15 protein-coding genes are annotated in these 18,205 nt (G+C 33.8%); 5 read left to right on the top strand and 10 right to left on the bottom strand.

Annotated elements, in window-relative coordinates:
* Positions 1–88: 88 nt before the first annotated feature.
* The 10 genes from HM984_RS08320 to HM984_RS08365 form a co-directional block, all read right to left on the bottom strand.
* Positions 89–754 carry an SCO family protein gene (locus HM984_RS08320; protein WP_179348828.1) on the bottom strand — a complete coding sequence of 222 codons (666 nt, stop codon included), beginning with the start codon at positions 752–754 and terminating at the stop codon, positions 89–91.
* Positions 726–1,307: a toxin-antitoxin system YwqK family antitoxin gene (locus HM984_RS08325; RefSeq protein WP_257018470.1), complete on the bottom strand. Its 582-nt coding sequence runs from the start codon at positions 1,305–1,307 to the stop codon at positions 726–728. The genes HM984_RS08320 and HM984_RS08325 overlap by 29 nt, the downstream gene beginning before the upstream one ends.
* A gap of 4 nt (positions 1,308–1,311) precedes the next feature.
* Positions 1,312–2,145 carry a YHYH protein gene (locus HM984_RS08330; RefSeq protein ID WP_179348830.1) on the bottom strand — a complete coding sequence of 278 codons (834 nt, stop codon included), beginning with the start codon at positions 2,143–2,145 and terminating at the stop codon, positions 1,312–1,314.
* Positions 2,146–2,218: 73 nt separating this feature from the next.
* A complete protein-coding gene (locus tag HM984_RS08335) occupies positions 2,219–3,337 on the bottom strand; it encodes a YHYH protein (protein WP_179348831.1) in 1,119 nt (372 codons plus the stop codon).
* A 65-nt stretch (positions 3,338–3,402) separates the two neighbouring features.
* Positions 3,403–4,155, bottom strand: coding sequence for a hypothetical protein (locus HM984_RS08340; protein ID WP_179348832.1), 753 nt, complete (start codon positions 4,153–4,155; stop codon positions 3,403–3,405).
* 114 nt (positions 4,156–4,269) lie between these two features.
* Entirely contained in the window at positions 4,270–5,730 is a 1,461-nt protein-coding gene (locus tag HM984_RS08345; protein WP_179348833.1) for a CotH kinase family protein, read from the bottom strand.
* Between the two features lie 41 nt (positions 5,731–5,771).
* Positions 5,772–6,059 (bottom strand): EF-hand domain-containing protein, encoded by a 288-nt coding sequence (locus HM984_RS08350; RefSeq protein WP_179348834.1) that lies wholly within the window; start codon positions 6,057–6,059, stop codon positions 5,772–5,774.
* A gap of 127 nt (positions 6,060–6,186) precedes the next feature.
* The gene (locus HM984_RS08355) at positions 6,187–6,690 is read right to left on the bottom strand and encodes a hypothetical protein (protein WP_179348835.1); all 504 of its coding nucleotides are present in this window, start codon (positions 6,688–6,690) and stop codon (positions 6,187–6,189) included.
* A gap of 2 nt (positions 6,691–6,692) precedes the next feature.
* The gene (locus HM984_RS08360; RefSeq protein WP_092466947.1) at positions 6,693–6,989 is read right to left on the bottom strand and encodes a hypothetical protein; all 297 of its coding nucleotides are present in this window, start codon (positions 6,987–6,989) and stop codon (positions 6,693–6,695) included.
* Positions 6,990–7,134: 145 nt separating this feature from the next.
* Positions 7,135–7,713 carry an RNA polymerase sigma factor gene (locus tag HM984_RS08365; protein ID WP_115809253.1) on the bottom strand — a complete coding sequence of 193 codons (579 nt, stop codon included), beginning with the start codon at positions 7,711–7,713 and terminating at the stop codon, positions 7,135–7,137.
* Between the two features lie 200 nt (positions 7,714–7,913).
* On the opposite strand from HM984_RS08365, the gene HM984_RS08370 reads away from it, so the two are divergent.
* The 5 genes from HM984_RS08370 to HM984_RS08390 all read left to right on the top strand — a co-directional run bounded on the left by HM984_RS08370 (position 7,914) and on the right by HM984_RS08390 (position 18,202).
* Positions 7,914–9,125, top strand: a complete 1,212-nt coding sequence (locus HM984_RS08370) for an RsmB/NOP family class I SAM-dependent RNA methyltransferase (RefSeq protein ID WP_179348869.1) — start codon at positions 7,914–7,916, stop codon at positions 9,123–9,125.
* Positions 9,126–9,151: 26 nt separating this feature from the next.
* On the top strand, positions 9,152–10,978 hold the full coding sequence (locus tag HM984_RS08375; RefSeq protein WP_179348836.1) for an endonuclease: 1,827 nt from the start codon (positions 9,152–9,154) through the stop codon (positions 10,976–10,978).
* Between the two features lie 224 nt (positions 10,979–11,202).
* Positions 11,203–12,291, top strand: a complete 1,089-nt coding sequence (locus HM984_RS08380; RefSeq protein ID WP_179348837.1) for an endonuclease — start codon at positions 11,203–11,205, stop codon at positions 12,289–12,291.
* Positions 12,292–12,454: 163 nt separating this feature from the next.
* Positions 12,455–16,144 (top strand): phosphoribosylformylglycinamidine synthase, encoded by a 3,690-nt coding sequence (gene purL / locus HM984_RS08385; protein ID WP_179348838.1) that lies wholly within the window; start codon positions 12,455–12,457, stop codon positions 16,142–16,144.
* Positions 16,145–16,177: 33 nt separating this feature from the next.
* A complete protein-coding gene (locus HM984_RS08390; protein WP_179348839.1) occupies positions 16,178–18,202 on the top strand; it encodes a sensor histidine kinase in 2,025 nt (674 codons plus the stop codon).
* Positions 18,203–18,205 lie beyond the last annotated feature (3 nt).

Here is an 18,205-nt window from a genome sequence, read left to right on the forward strand (position 1 = left end):
TTCCATAAAAATAGAAAAGCTTTGCGATATAACCGCAAAGCTTTTCAAATCAATAACCAATCAATCACATATAAACTAGATCATCACTCTAGTCTTCCTTTTGGAGGGTTTTTACATCGGCAATTAACTGAGCAACCGCAGTTTTATTTAAACCATTGTAAATTCCTCGTATATGTTTATTCTTATCAACTAACACAAAGTTTTCAGTATGCAGAAAATCATCATCCGTTTTAACTTCACCTAAGTCTTCTTCTACAAAATAAGATTGTCGTCCTAAGTCATAAATCGTTTGACGCTCCCCTGTGACTAAATGCCACTTGGAAGCTAGAACACCTTTAGCTTCTGCATAGTCTTTTAGAACCTCTACTGAATCTGTTTCGGGTGTAACAGAATGCGATAATAATAGCACCTCATCATCATTTAAAAATTCGTCTTGTAAAATGGACATGTTTGCTGTCATTTTAGGGCAAATCCCAGGACAGGTCGTAAAGAAAAAATCGGTAATGTAGATTTTATTTTCAAACGTATCTTCGGTTACGGTTGCCCCTAACTGATTTACTAAACTATAATTCGGTATCGTATGAAACTCTTCTAAAGCTTTATCTCCCTTAGATAACCAATGCGGTGTAAATGCTGCATCGCTGTAATAAGGCAGCATCTCAACTCTACTTGTTTTTTCTTGTTCGGTCTGTTTACACCCCAACAATACCAACCCAAAAATTAAACTATAATATTTTATACTGTACTTCTTCATCTTCTAATGCATAACATAAGTTTGCGCGTTTTAATCCAAAAATTCGTCCATTTTTGGCTTCGTAATTATTGTAAAGCTTTCCATTTCTTCGCCATGTCCGTTGCAACCCCTCTTCTTTTCCATCGACTAAATTCAATTCTTTAAATGGCTCACCTGTAATATACCATTGGCGTTGCGTGCCGGTTGCAATACCGTTTACATAATTTGACTCTGACCTTAGTTTTCCATTTCTCCACCAGCTTGTAGTCACACCATGTTGTTTTCCATTTACATAATTGGCCTCAAAACTTAAAAGTCCATCATCAAACCATTTCTTATAAACTCCATTTTTTACACCATTAACATAGGCTATTTCTTCTGCCAACTCACCATTTTCATAATGACGTTCTGAGATTCCTAAAAAAGGTTCATCGTGGTAATAAAAAAGTCCTTCATCTGCTGCTAGTAACAAACTATCTGCTTTTACCTTAACAGTTTTATTAACGATTTGTTTAATCTTATCACTTTTAGAATTACAACCACCAAATGAGATTAACAACACTAAAAGTGACAAAAGCTTAGTTGATTGAACTTGCTGAACCTTGGTAATCACCTGGGAAAAGGATATAATATTGATTAAGATATAATTCATTCTGTATATGGTAATGATATTCTGCTTCTGTTGTATGTTGCGTTGTACTGATATGTCCGCCTGAAGCATCTAAGTCTGTTGGATATGTTCCGGTCGCATTACATTTTCTACCGTATAAGAAAAATCCATCTGCTATGATACCAATTAAAGCTTCGTCGTCATTAGACCATGCTTTTGGCTCCAAATGATAATGGTAACTCTGTGGACCTGTATGAGCTGCTGAATAGTCTAAAGACCCCACTGCATTATCTAATGGAACATTAGGCCCCTCTTCATCATTATAAATCATAGAACCACTTATAGCAATACCGATTGGCCCTAATCCTGTTGATGATGTATTTGAAGCCAATGCAGGATTTGCAGAAACCGTTAAACTAAATGAACCATTAAAATCATCAATGTTTCCTGGTGCCATTTGATCGTGAGATGTAACGGTTGGCTCAACCCATAATGGATGATTAGAACTTGAAACTGTAGTCATAGAATTACCTTCTGGCCCTGTTATGGTTCGCGATGTTGTATTAGACCAATAGGGAGAGGTATGATTTGGCAAACCGTTGGATTCTATCACCACATTAGTTCCGCTTAACATTACTGTTACATTATCTTCATCAAATTCTGAGAAGGCATTGTGTAGTTCAGTTACCGTTCCGCTGTCATCACCTGTGCCAACAGTAGAACTACTATCATCACTAGAACAAGCTAAACTTACGGTGGTGCATATTAATAATAAGGCTAATAGTTTAAATAAATTTTTCATGTTTCTTACTTTAATTTGTTTGTTTAAATATTTTAGATGTCTTTATAAAATAAAACTTGCGCTAAAAACTAAATTAATTTCGTCCTCCTCTAAGTTTTCTACCTTCAGGTCTTTGACCGCCTTGTCTTTGTCCTGCTTCTAATTCTTGTTTTGAAATAAAACCATCACTATTTACATCTACTTTTGAAAATTGGTCAGACAAAGGCCCCTTTACTTCAGCTTTAGACAACTTACCGTCATTATTGGTATCCATTTGATTCATTAAATCTGTAATACTTGGTTTTTGTCCTTGCGCTCCATTTGGTGGACCTTGTTGCTCTCCTGATGTTTCTCCCATTAAACAACGCCCTACATATGGAAATTCATTCGTTACCAAATACATATAGTTATCATTTATGGTTATGCCATTACATTCATCTAAATCACCAGAGCCTTCTACATATTCAAAATCTGAAGTAAAAGTACCATCATGATGGCCTCCAACAGAAAGATCCATAGATTGATGTGGGTTTTCATAAGTACAATCTTCCCCCTCTCTATTTCCATCTAAGGCTTTATAACTTGGCTTATACTTCCCACTTTTAGAATAATACATTGGAAAACCGTCGTGAGCAAAACCAATATGAACCATATCTTCGCCATTATCAAAATCGTCAATTACAGACGTTGGCGTGCCGTGATAATGATAAGCACCTGTTGGCTGCACATGTGCATGATTAAAATCTAAGCCTAAATCTATAACATCTTGAAGTGCTTCAACACGATAGTTTTCGCCCGTATCACAAACAACAACCTCTGCTGTACCTGGTTCAAACTTAATACCGTTTAAGGCTACTCCTGGTTCGCGTGACCATGTTGCTTTTCCTGTATATTTTGGGTTTAAAGGAAAACTATAAGTATTATTTTGAGTAGAAATTGTATTAGGATTACCTTGATTAGGAAATGCACCTGTTTTATGATTTGGCAATGCATTGGTAACCATAACACGTTGGTCTTCTGTAAGTGTAACCTTAGTTTTAGTTCCAAAATTCTCATCTTTTAAATCGTACGCTCCAAAATAGTGACTAATGCTATTTGAATGTGAATGTGGTTCACTTCCATCATGGCTATGATCACTAGTTCCCTTATGACCATTACAAGCTAGTAAAAGGCTTATTGAAATGATGCTAATAAATTGATGGGTCTTTTTCATATTAATTATTCTAGTTTTATTTTTAGATGCCATAAGAAATAAAAACTTGCGCTACTTTTTAAAAATTAATTTGTGAGTTCTTTATGTAACTGAAACGCCATGATTTTCGTTTTCTCTCTTAGATTTTTAGCGTTTGTTAATTGAATTTCAGTTTGCAATAACCGATCTACCAAACAGTTCTGATATTCTCTACTTTGAAGCAACTGAGCATAATTAGATTCCACAGAAAATGTTTGTAGTTTGTTTAAATTAAATTCACGCTTCGTAAGAATATCAATCAACGAGACATACTTTTCTATCGCTGGCTGTAATCGGTTAACAATGATGTTCTTGATTTTTGCTTCTTGGTTTTCAAAATTATCTAACTCATTAGGATAGGCTGCAATTAGATTTTTCAACAACACACCTTCTATAAACTCAAATTTATTAGTTGTATTCACTGAATTTATAGCTCCTGTATGCAGTTGTGTTGGTTTATAATCGACATTAATAATCGTGTTTTTTTCATCTGTTCCCAACTCGTTCTGTTGCTCTGTCATAATGAGATCTATAGTCGCTTCTATAGCTTCCCTGTTTTTAGTATAACTGGCAATGGAAGAATCTAAAAGCACTAAGTTTGAATTTAGCTCTTCATTTAAAGATTCGTATATTTTTACTTCTACAATTCTATTTTTTCTTAATTCGTTTAAATTGTTAATTTTCCAAGCTATCAGAACACCAATAACAATGAGTAAAATTTCTCCAAGCGCATAAACCACATAACTTTTGAATTTACCTGAAATCAATAATTTCTTTCTAATTTTTCTAAATAATCTCATATCACCAATTCTAAATTATAAGTCTTATCCTTTTATTCTTGAATAAAAAAAAAGCTTCGCAATCTCTCACGAAGCCTTTAATAAACAACCAAATCAATCAAAAAAACCTATTTATTAATTTATATAATTACTTACCGCATCTGCCCGAGAAACCACATGTGTATTTAACTCATTAACGGCCGCTTGAAAATCTGAACTACTATTTAAAAAAGTATAACCTGTGAGTTCTGACGTTGCATAAGGCTCTATTAAAGCTGAATATGTTGCAAACTGCGATTGAATAGTATTGACATTAAATGCACCATTCACCACTTCTTCAAGATAAGAATCGTATTGTGCTTTATACACCTCATCTTGATAGATGTAACCTATTAATGGCCACTCTTCGCTACTTAATCCTGAAAAATCCAAAGGCAATGCACCTAAATTATTTCCTTCTTGTAATGCTTCATTATTATCCCAAGGAATCCAAGTTAATTTACTCGTATCCGGATTGTTGTAAAGAAAATAATTATGTGTCATTCTACCGTAAGTATCCCAATTCTGAATCACTGTATTTGTTGCTAAATACTTTAAAAAGGTATCCGTGTCAAATACGGTTTCTAAGTTCGTTCTCCATGTTGAAGCATCCGTTGTTCTTGCATCATCATGCAACGCTGAAAATAAACTTTGGATGTCTGACCAATCGTTATCGTCTTCATTTGTTTTCTTAACAAAGACATCTTCTGTAAACGAACCATAGGCAAAACTTGCTCCATCACCATCTGGCTTATACAAGTTTCCGTCATCATCAGAAAACTGAGTCTCTAAAACGGTATCATCAACTTCTTCAACCATTGTATAAAGTCCGAAGTATGTTGGTCCATCTCCATGATCTACATATACCGTATAAAAAGCGGTATGAGAACCTGCCAAACCTGCATTTCTAAATACATCTCCTGCTACTTTTTCTCGTAACATCGATTTATCGTTATAATTATTTTTAAGACTTAATTTTTTAAAGCCATAAAAACGCTGGTTATTAATCTGAGGATAATCATCTTCATATTCGTCAAAATCTAATTTAAAAGATAATTTTAATATCCCATTAGACCAGCTAGACTGTAAACTAGAATTCCCTTTAAAACGCACACCAACTCTATACCATTCTTTCCCGTTGTAAAACACTTCTGCAGGGACAAAGACAGGATCTTCATCTACTTCTACTAAGTCGTTTGGACCTCCTGGACCTCCACCACCAGGACCTCCTGGTCCCGCTGAACTCGTTCCAAATGTGCCATATAAATCAGTCATATCATCTAACATAGTCTGCCAACGTGCTTCAGTAATAACAATATCTAATCGCTTTACAGTAGTATCATCAAATACTTCTTCAAAATTTGGATCAGCATCTTTACTATGTGTTTCTGTAGTCCAATCTGTAGCTTCAAAATCCGTATCATCGACGTCTACTCCGCCTACCTCTTCAGTTTCTGTTGCGTCATCATCATTACTACATGCATTAAAAGTCACTATAGACACACTAAATAATAATGCGATATATAACACATTTAATTTGTTTTTAACGTCCTTCATATTTATCTAAGTTTTATTGTATTAGTTTTAATTTATGCTGATTAGTTTCTTTCCTTTCGTTCTGGCTTTGGTGCTTTTTCAAATTCTTCTTCGGTGATAAAACCATCCTCATCAGTATCTATTTCAGAAAAATGCTCTTTTAAAGGACCTTTTATTTCTGATTTAGACAATTTGCCATCTTCATTTGCATCCATCTCTTTTATTAATTCTTTAAATGTTGGTGGCTTTTTTCTATCCTGCTTATTACCTGTTTGACCAAAAACAGAATTCGACATAAAAATTGCGATTCCAAATGTTAGTATTACAGTTTTAAATGCGTGCTTTTTCATAATTATATGTTTTAAGATTATATACTTTTAGATGAGCTTCTCTCATTAAACTTGTGCGCTCCTTTGTTAAAAAAAACACAAAAAAAAGACCTTCAATAGTAGAAGGTCTTTTTAATTTATTTTATAATTACGGATTTCGTGGTGGTGGCCTATGCCCTTCACCATCTCTTGGCGGAGGTGGTCTTTGCCCTTGCTCATCTTGGCGTAGCGCATCCATTATTATCGTTTTGAATTTTTCTTTTTGGGTATCGTTAGATAATTCTTGAATCATTTTAAAATGATAGAAGACTTCTTTTTCTTTTACTTTTTCCTTTTCACAAATTAATCCTGAAATAGAATCAATTACCGATTCATCTACAAAATCATCAGACAATTTATTGAAGAGTACATCTTTTAATTCCTTAACCTCATCAGACAAACGCATCATAGTTTTATGATGACCTTTACTCTTTTCTTTAAATTCTTCTAATTGCGCTTTATTAAATCCCAGCTCTTTTACTATAAAGTTTCTGTTTCGCTGTGGTTCATTTATGTTGTTACCGCTATTATTTCCTATGTAATTAAACAAGAAAAAAACATTAACAACGATAAGAAACACAAGTAGCACATATAATATTACATTTTTCTTCATAATTAATCTATTAAAGAAGTTTCTGTACTTGTAGATAACCCATAAGATTCTGCAAAACTACTAACATTCTCATCATAATTTGTTTTCTTAAGATTATTGAATGCGACTAGATTTAAAACCACAACACAAACCAATGTTGCCAATTGTAGTTTAGGAGTTAACCACGACCAAGTTGCGTCTTGTATGTCTTCTGAGACATTCCGAATTTGATGCATTACGTTTTCCTTAAAAAACGGAGACACTTTAACCTCTTCAATAGACGCGATAGAATCAAAGGTGTCTTTTACTTTTTTATTCATTTCTACATTAGATTTAATGTGTTTATACTTATTTGTCTTTTAATTGGCACTTGTTGTTCCTTATGAATCATTCCGTCGGCTAATAACATTTTGAACAAACATTGATAATTATATCTTTAGATGCAAAAGTTTAAAAAAACTTGTGCTAATATTCATTTTTATAATAGTTTTCCAGTGTGTTTTGTAAATTCTTTTTTGCTCTAAACATTATAGATTCAACAGAAGACAAACTACGTTTGGTAATCTCTGCGATTTCCTGATAACTTTTTCCATCTATTTTATGAAGCGTAAATACCACGGTCTGACTTTCGGGCAAGCCGTTAATTGCTTTAAATAAAGTGGCATTCAATTCTTTGTTCTCCAATAAAATTCCGGGATGGTTCATTTCTGTAAAATAATCCGTTTTATCTATGGGAATGGCGTTTCCTGTTATAGATTGTAAAAAAGCAAAACGCTTTTTAGTATTCTTCTTTCTTATAAACTCTAAGCATTTGTTCGTTGTAATTCTATAAATCCAAGTCGATAATTTTGAATCCCCTTTAAACTTATCTATCGATTTAAAAACTTCCACAAAAACATCTTGCGCTATATCTTCAGCATCTTCTCTATTAGGCACAAACGAAATACAAGTACTAAACACCTTCTGTTGAAATTTATCCAACAGTTGACTGTAAGCTGACGTGCTTTTTAATTTTAATTCTTGTATGAATTCGGTTTCGTTCAAAAAATACGGATGATTAATAGGTGCTAATTTAGTTTAGATGCGGTTACTAAAAAAAACTTGCGGAACATATTAATAATTTTTTAAAAGATAACACTTTACAATAAAACCTTATACTCTTAAACTTTTCTCTTACCTTTGTATGTTCTTTTTTGCAGAGATTAAACTACTGCAAAATGAATATTGAAAACAGAAGACCTAATATGAGATTACACAGAAATTTATGCTTTGCCGTAATTGACGGATTACACCTTATTTTTAATGAAGGTGAATACGCTGATAAAGTTATACAACAATTACTTAAACGCGATAAACGTTGGGGAAGCAGGGACAGAGGCTTTGTTGCAGAAACGGTTTATACTATTGTGCGTTACCAAAGACTTTATGCAGAAATAGCAGATGTTAAAGCACCATACGACAGAGATAATCTTTGGAGAATATTTGCCGTTTGGGCGACCTTAAAAGGTATCAAATTACCAGATTGGAAATATTTTACAGATACTCCATCTCGAAAAATTAAAGGTCGTTTTGATGAATTGTCTAAAATTAGAAAATTCAAAGAGTCTATACCAGATTGGATTGACGAATTAGGTGTAAAAGAATTAGGTGAAGCCGAATGGACTAAGGAGATGGCCATGCAAAACGAGCAAGCTGATGTTATTCTTAGAGTTAACACACTTAAAACTAACAAAACAGATTTACAACTGAAGTTACAGTCTGAAGATATTGAGACTGAATTTTTACCAAATCACCCTTCAGCTTTAAAATTAAAAGAACGTGCTAACGTTTTTGTTACAGAAGCGTTTAAAAATGGTTGGTTTGAAGTACAAGATGCATCATCACAGTTAGTTGCCGACTATTTAGATGTTAAACCAGGAATGAAAGTGGTTGATGTTTGTGCTGGTGCTGGTGGTAAAACATTGCATTTAGCCTCTTTAATGGAGAACAAAGGCCAACTTATAGCTATGGATATTTACGAAAGTAAATTGAGAAAACTAAAAGTTAGAGCGCGTAGAAATGGTGTTCATAATATTGAAATGAAAGTTATCGATTCTACTAAGCCTATTAAGAAATTGCATGGTAAAGCGGATCGTTTATTAATTGATGCACCATGTTCTGGACTTGGAGTTTTAAGACGAAATCCGGATGCGAAGTGGAAATTACAACCTGAATTTATAGAAAACATAAAGAAAACGCAACAAGAGGTTTTAGAGCAATATTCTAAAATGGTGAAATCTGGCGGAAAAATGGTCTATGCGACCTGTTCTGTTTTACCTTCAGAAAACCAAGAGCAAGTTCAAAAATTCTTAACTACGGAAACAGGAAAAGAATTTACACTTGTAAAGGACAAAAAGATATTAGCTTATAAATCTGGTTTTGATGGATTCTATATGGCGCTTTTAGAAAAGAAATAATAAATTAACTTATTGAAATACGACATATGAAACACATTTACGTTCTATTTTTACTAGTATCAAGTATTGGGTTTTCTCAAATCCCTTCAAATTACTACGATAGTGCAAATGGTTTATCTGGTTTTACTTTAAAAACAGAGTTAAAAAGTATAACTTCTAATGGTCATACCGCTAGAACATACGATCAGCTTTATGATGGTTCTGGTATTTCCGGATCCAATGGTTATGTAGATACACACTCTGATATTGATGTTACAGGTGGTGCAAATTATGAAAATGACGGAACGGTTTTAGATTTTTATTCTGAAAACCCAACAGGTTCCGACCCGTACAATTTTACGCACAATGTTGATGAAGGTGGTAATCAAAATTCAGAAGGTGATTGTTACAATAGAGAGCATTTAGTGCCACAATCGTCTTTTAACAGTAATTACCCAATGCAAAGTGATATTCACCACGTCATCCCAACGGATTGTAGAGTTAACAATTACAGAGGGTCTTATCCTTTTGGAAATGTAGGATCAGCAAATTTGACTTCAGACAATGGCTCTAAAAGAGGAACAAGCACAATGGCTGGTTACTCAGGTATTGTTTTTGAACCAATCGATGAATTTAAAGGTGACATCGCAAGAGCATTACTTTATTTTGCGACGCGTTATGAAAGTACTGTTGATGGTTACACTAGTTTTGGCATGTTTAACGGCACTAATGACCAAGTATTTTTTCCTTGGGCAATAGAGGTTTTACTCGATTGGCATAATAATGTAGACCCTGTAGACCAAAGAGAACGCGAAAGAAACAATGCTGCTTTTAATTATCAAGGTAATGCAAATCCTTTTGTGGATCATCCAGAATATGCAGATCTAATTTGGAATCCTACTCCAGATACTGAAGCGCCAACAGACCCTACTAATTTAGTAGCTTCTAATCCTACAGATAATAGTATTACTTTATCTTGGACAGCTTCTAGCGATAATATTGGAGTGATATCTTACGATATTTATATTGATGGAACATATGCTTTCAACTCTGGCAACACAACGGCTACAGCAACAGGTTTAACTGCAGCAACGAATTATTGTTTTACAGTTAAAGCTAAAGATGCTGCTAATAACGAATCAGGATTTAGTAACCAAGATTGTGAAACCACAACGAATAATGGAACTATCGGAGGATCTGATTGTTTAACGGAAACCTTCGCTAATTTAGACACCTCTATTGGATCTTATTCAGATGTTAGCTGGACAGGTGACGAAGGCGGCACATGGACTGCTACAGAAGCTAGAACTGATCAAGTAATAAATACAACTACAACTGCTGCTATCACAGTTAGAAATGGTGTGTTAACACTACCTACAACCTCTGGCGGAATTGGAGCGCTTACCGTAACAACGAAACGTGTCTTTAGTGGTTCTGACGGCACATTTAATGTTAATGTAAACGGAACGTTCGTGGGTACAATTGCTTACAGTGCTACTGAGCAAACCGTTACATTACCTAACATTAACATAGAAAATAGTGTTTCTATTGTCATAGATGGTAATAGTGGCACTAATAATAGAGTTGTATTTGATGATTTATCTTACACCTGTTATTCAGCTTTAAATGTTGAAGATTTTAATATTGCTAGTGTTAAGATTCACCCAAACCCTGTAAAAAACACATTAACGATAGATTTAAAATCTGACGTTAGCACAAGCATAGATATTTTTGACATTTTAGGAAAACGTGTTTTAAAGCATACCATATCTAAAACAAGTAACTTAAACGTTCAAAATTTGAATTCAGGAATTTATATTGTAAAAATCACGCAAGGTAATTCTACAGTGACTAAAAAGCTCATTAAACAATAAATTCAAAATTCTTAATATAAAAGCAGTTGCTCACTTAGCGTAGTCAAAGTGCAACTGCTTTTTTTTGGTTAAAACAATAATTCCCAGCACTTAAAAATATGCTTTCCATAAAGGTGTTAAAAAATAATCTAATCTGTATTTTTATTTACCTTTGTTACAGACAAAACCTATGAATTCTTTTTCTACGGATTCTACATGTCTTTATTAAAAAAAATCAAAAATTAATGAAACACTTTTACACTTTGCTATTAGTATTTGTAACCTCATTTACATTTGCTCAATTAGCTCCACCTGCAGAATTAGAATCTTACTATAGCACTGTTGATTTTACCACTACTGGTATTTCTTTGAAAAATGATTTAATTGATGTCACAGAAGATAAGCACGTCAACTATTTAAGTTACAGCGATGTTTGGGATGCTTCTAGGATTACAGATTTAGATCCAAACAATTCTAACAATGTCATTTTACTATATGGTTATAATGATTCTGACGGCAACGTAACCACTGATAGAACTAGAGGCAAGTTCCAAAACGGCGGTGGTGTTGGCGACTGGAACAGAGAACATGTGTATCCAAAATCTTTAGGAAGTCCTAATTTAGGGACTTCTGGTCCTGGTTCTGATGCGCAAATGTTAAGACCTACTGACGTTCAAAGAAATGGTCAACGTGGAAGCTTACGATTTACAGATAAAAACAATGGCGAATTCCTTAATGGTGAATCTGGTAATACCGACGGAGGTTGGTATCCTGGTGACGAATGGAAAGGTGACTGTGCAAGAATTATTATGTACATGTACTTACGTTATGGTGAACGTTGCCTGCCAACAGGTGTCGGTAACGGAAGTAGTGCTTCTACTCCAGACGATATGATAGATTTATTTTTAAAATGGAATGCTGAAGACCCTGTCGTTGAAGGAGATTTAGAAGATGTTAGAAATGCGTATCATGGAAATCCAAATAATGAATTTGCACAAGGTAACAGAAACCCTTTTATAGACAATCCTTATTTAGCTACAGTAATTTGGGGAGGACCTGAAGCTCAAAACAGATGGGAAAGTCTTTCTGTAACAGATGTAGAACAAAATCGTATTACAATGTTTCCTAATCCCGCAAATGGTAATGAAGTAACCATTTTATCTAACCAAGCAATTATCGCTGAAGTTTATAATATTTTAGGTAAAAAGGTAACCGTTCAAAAAATTACGTCTAACCAATCTAAATTAAACATCTCAGAATTAACTAAAGGTGTTTATATCGTAAAGTTAAATTCTGAAAACGGAACTCAAACGAAAAGATTAATCAAGCAATAATTATAATTGCACTTTAAAAAAAATAAGCGACTCTATAGTCGCTTTTTTTATGTTTAAAACATCGTGAACAACTCTCAATTTTGAATAGGCAATTATAAGCTAAATCACGTTTAAAAAAAGTAAATTTGCATTTTACTAAACACAACTCAAACACACGACATAAATGATTCATTTCTTCGGAAACCAAAACAGTAAGGTATTTGCTGTTCAAGCCACAAAAGAATTATCAACAGAAACCATATCAAAACTGACATGGTTATTTGGCGACCAACCTAAAATAGAACAAGCATCTCTCGATGCTTTTTTTGTTGGACCTAGAGCTGCAATGATTACTCCGTGGAGTACAAACGCTGTTGAGATTACTCAAAACATGGGAATTTCTGATATCATAAGAATTGAAGAATTCACTTCTGTTCCTAATGATTTTAAGGATTACGACCCAATGATTTCTGAAAAGTATCAAAGTCTGAATCAAGAGATTTTTAAAATTGACATTAAACCTGAAGCAATTTTAAATATTGAAGACATTTCAGCTTACAATCAACAAGAAGGTTTATCTCTTAGTGACGAAGAAGTGGAGTACTTAGAAAGTACTTCTAAAAAAATAGGACGACCATTAACCGACTCTGAAGTCTTTGGATTTTCTCAAGTGAATTCAGAACACTGTCGTCATAAAATATTCAACGGAACTTTTGTTATTGATGGAGAAGAAATGCCAACTTCTTTATTCAAATTAATAAAAGAAACGTCTAAGCAATTTCCAAATGACATTGTTTCGGCTTATAAAGACAACGTTGCTTTTATAAAAGGTCCTAAAGTGGAACAATTTGCTCCTAAAACAGCAGATAAGCCAGACTTTTATCAGACTAAAGATTACGAATCTGTAATTTCATTAAAAGCAGAAACGCATAACTTTCCTACAACCGTTGAGCCTTTTAATGGTGCTGCAACAGGTTCTGGTGGTGAAATTAGAGATAGACTTGCAGGAGGAAAAGGATCTTTACCTTTAGCAGGAACAGCCGTTTACATGACGTCTTATTCTCGTTTAGAAGAAAACAGATATTGGGAAAACAAATTTGAAGCTAGAGATTGGTTGTATCAGACACCAATGGACATTTTAATAAAAGCATCTAATGGAGCCTCTGATTTTGGAAACAAATTTGGACAACCATTAATTACAGGTTCTGTATTAACTTTTGAACATCAAGAAAATTCTTCCTCTAGCGCATCTGAAGCTAGAAAGTTAGGATACGACAAAGTGATTATGCAAGCTGGTGGTATTGGTTATGGCAAAGCAGATCAGGCTTTAAAAGACACTCCTAAAAAAGGAGATAAAATTGTAATTCTAGGTGGCGACAATTACAGAATTGGTATGGGAGGCGCTGCTGTTTCTTCTGCTGATACTGGTGCATTAGCTTCAGGAATTGAATTAAACGCTGTACAACGTTCTAACCCAGAAATGCAAAAACGTGCTGCAAATGCAGTCCGTGGTATGGTAGAAAGTGAAGAAAACTTTATTGTTTCTATTCACGATCATGGTGCTGGTGGACATTTAAATTGCTTATCAGAATTAGTAGAAGATACAGGTGGTAAAATCGATTTAGATAAATTACCCGTTGGTGACCCTACCCTTTCAGCAAAAGAAATTATTGGTAACGAATCTCAAGAACGTATGGGATTAGTGATTGCCAAAAAACATTTAGAAACTTTACATAAAATTGCAGATAGAGAGCGTTCACCAATTTACGACGTCGGTGAAGTTACTGCAAATGATCGTTTTACTTTTGAATCTAAATCAACAGGAGAAAAACCTATGGATTTAGCCTTAGAAGATATGTTTGGTTCGTCTCCAAAAACAATAATGACAGATAAAACAGTCATCAGAAAATATAAAAACCCACGTTACAAAACGAAGAACTTAGAAGTCTATTTGAAACAAGTTTTACAGTTAGAAGCTGTAGCTTGTAAAGATTGGTTAACAAATAAGGTAGACCGATGTGTTGGTGGTAAAGTTGCCAAACAACAATGTGTTGGTCCATTACAAATTCCGCTAAATAACGTTGGTGTAATGGCTTTAGATTACAATGGAAAAGAAGGAGTTGCTACGTCTATTGGGCATGCTCCTATTTCTGCATTAATTAATCCGGAAGCAGGAAGCAGAAATGCAATTACAGAATCTTTAACCAACATCATATGGGCACCTTTAAAAGCTAATTTAGATTCAATTTCTTTATCAGCAAATTGGATGTGGCCTTGTAAGAATGAGGGTGAAGATGCTCGTTTATATAAAGCTGTAAAAGCAGTTTCTGAATTTTCTATTGGTTTAGGAATCAATATTCCCACTGGAAAAGATTCTTTATCTATGAAACAGAAATATCCAGATGGAGATGTTATCTCTCCAGGAACTGTGATTATTTCTGCTGCAGGAAACTGTAATGAAATTAGCAAAGTTGTTGAGCCCCTTTTAAAAGTTGATGGAGGAAACATCTATTATATTAATATTTCTCAAGACGATTTTAAATTAGGCGGAAGTTCATTCAACCAAGTATTAAATGCTATTGGAAATGAAACTCCTGATGTTACAAATACTGCATTTGTAAAAAACACATTTAACACCATTCAAGAATTAATTAAAGCTGATAAAATTAAAGCTGGACACGATGTTGCTTCAGGCGGTTTAATTACTACTTTGTTAGAAATGTGTTTTGCTGATGTTAATTTAGGAGCCGATTTTAACATAACTTCTCTAAATGAAGAAGATTCTATAAAAGTTTTATTCTCAGAAAATTCAGGAATTGTTTTTCAAGCAGATGCTTCTGTAGAAACAACTTTATCAGAAAACAATATTGAATTTTTCAATATAGGTACAGCAAACAATTCTGGAACTGTAACCATTAAAAATAGTGAAGATAACTTCGCTTTTAATGTCGCTGAAATAAGAGATGTTTGGTTTAAAACATCTTTCTTATTAGACCAAAAACAAACCGCTAATAATTTAGCTCAAGATCGATTTGATAATTATAAAAATCAGGCTTTAGATTTTACGTTCCCTAGTCATTTTACAGGGAAATTAAAAGATGCGCTTGGCAAGAACAGTTCACGACCAAAAGCCGCGATTCTTAGAGAAAAAGGTTCAAATTCTGAACGCGAAATGGCAAATGCAATGTATTTAGCTGGTTTTGATGTTAAGGATGTTCATATGACGGATTTAATTTCGGGTAGAGAGACACTTGAGGATATTCAATTTTTAGGAGCTGTTGGTGGTTTTAGTAATTCTGATGTTCTAGGTTCTGCCAAAGGATGGGCAGGAGCTATTAAATATAACGACAATGCCAACAAAGTCATTAAAGATTTCTTTAAAAGAGAAGATACATTGTCTGTTGGTATTTGTAATGGTGCACAACTTTGGATGGAATTAGATTTAGTAAATCCTGAGCACGAGACTCATGGAAAACTAACCTATAACAATTCAAAAAAACACGAAAGTGGCTTTACATCTGTTGAAATTCAAAAAAACAATTCTGTGATGCTTTCTTCTCTAGAAGGTGCTACATTAGGGGTTTGGATTTCTCATGGAGAAGGAAAATTCAAATTACCATATTCTGAAGACAAATATAATATTGTTGCTAAATATGGCTATACTGAGTATCCTGCAAATCCTAACGGATCGGACTTTAACACGGCAATGCTTTGTGATACCACAGGACGACATTTAGCAACGATGCCACATATTGAACGCTCAATTTTTCAATGGAACTGGGCTAATTACCCACAAGATAGAAAAGACGAAGTATCTCCATGGTTAGAAGCTTTTGTGAATGCTAGATTGTGGATTGAAGGCAATAAAGCCTAAACTACACGAATTTGTTTCGTGAAAAACAACTCAATGAGATTTGTATTTATATACTTTTTATTATTTACTTACACTTTCACGTTTGCGCAAAATACAACGCATCAATCTAAGGTTGATGCGTTAAAAGCGCAAATAAAATCGGAGAAGAATAACGGTGAGAAACTAAAATTACTAGATAGTTTAACAAACATTACTTATCATAAAACAGCTTTAGGATTCGACTCGATCTCTAGAACTACTATAGATTACGCGATTCAATTAGATTCCTTTAATCTCGCTTCTCGTACAACTCAAAACCTTATTAATTATTACAATAATGTTTTAGGGCAACCTAAAGAAGGCATTATAATATTCAACACCTATTATAACACCTTAAAAAATCATATTACAGATAGAAATTTAGCGGGTATTTATATCGATGTTGGTGACAGCTTTTATTTCGATAAAGAAGTAGACACCGCCATGTCTTATTACAAGAAGGCTAAAATATATGCAGAAAAAGCAGGTAACGAGCGCGTTAAGGCATTCGCTGTTTTATACCAAGGCTATGCTTACACAGACGAAGGAGAGTTTGTTAAAGCATCTCAACACATACAGGAAGCTTCCAAAATTTTCGTTGCAGTTAAGGACACCTTTAATATAATTGCGTCTAAGAATATGTTGTCCATTTTATACAGTACCAATGGATTTATAAACCAAGCGAAGAAAGAACGTGATGAAACAATTGCCTTAGCAGAACTATCTAAGAATTATGGTTTACTCACCTCACTTTACTCCAATGCTGCTGCGGACAATAACAAGCAAGGACTACAAAAAGAACGCTTAAAAAATTTACACAAAGCTATTGCAGTAAGTGAAAAATCGAATAATGCAGCGTATTTCCGCCCTATTCATTTACAATCCTTAATTATTGCTTATGCTGAAAACGACAGTATAGCTAAAGCCAAGTCTTATTTAAATACACTAAGACAAGACACAAAAAACATGGAAGGTATTTATGAGAGTAAATACTATAAAGCTTGTGGATATTTAGCTTTTGCTGAAAAAGATTATAACACCGCCTTAATATGGGGATTAAAATATCTTGACCTCGTTAGAGCCTCTAATCATATGGAGAACATAGAAGTTGGTGAATCTTTTTTAGCCAAGGTTTACGAGGAACTAAAAGAATATAATTATGCTTACTCTCACTTAAAGGCTGCAAAAAAAATTGAAGATTCCTTAAAATCTGTTCAAAAAAACAATGCCTTAAGCTATTATCAAACCCTCTATGAAACCAATAAGCGCGATCAAAAAATAAAGGAACAGAACAGTGAAATAAAATTGTTAGACGAACAAAACCATAGAAAAGCGCAATTACTTTGGGGTAGTATTATACTTTTAATAGCGCTGTTTTCAATTATCTACCTTTGGCGTTCACGACAGTATTCACAAAAAAGTGTTCAACTTCAAAAAGCATTTGCACAAGATCTTATACATAGTATTGAAAATGAACGCAAACGCATATCTAGTGAACTTCATGATAGTGTTGGACAAAGCTTATTACTCATTAAAAATAAAATATTTTTAGAAAATAAAGATAACACAGACACTTCTTTGGTCGATGGTGCTATTGATGAAGTCAGAACAATATCTCAGCAACTTCACCCGTTTCAATTTGAAAAATTAGGTTTAATAAATTCGATTAAGAATACGATTGAAAATTTTCAGAAGAATTCTAATATTTTTTATTCAGAAGATATCGAAATTGAAGTTTTGAATATTTCTAAGGACAAGGAAATATTTATTTATCGAATGCTGCAAGAATGCTTAAATAATGTTGAGAAGCATTCTGAGGCTAAAGCCTGTGCTGTCAGTATTGAAAATTTAAAAGATGCCGTTCTTTTTCAAGTAAAAGACAATGGTATTGGTTTTGATGTTACTGAAAACACTAAATTACTGAATAGTTTAGGTATGAAAACCATAAAAGAGCGTGCCCGGCTTATTGGTGCGCAGTTGAGTATTAATTCGGTTAAAGGAAAAGGCACAACCATTCAAATTAAAGTTCAAAAAAACTAAGCT

Origin of the sequence: Winogradskyella pacifica (assembly GCF_013403915.1) — a bacterium.
GTDB lineage: Bacteria > Bacteroidota > Bacteroidia > Flavobacteriales > Flavobacteriaceae > Winogradskyella > Winogradskyella pacifica.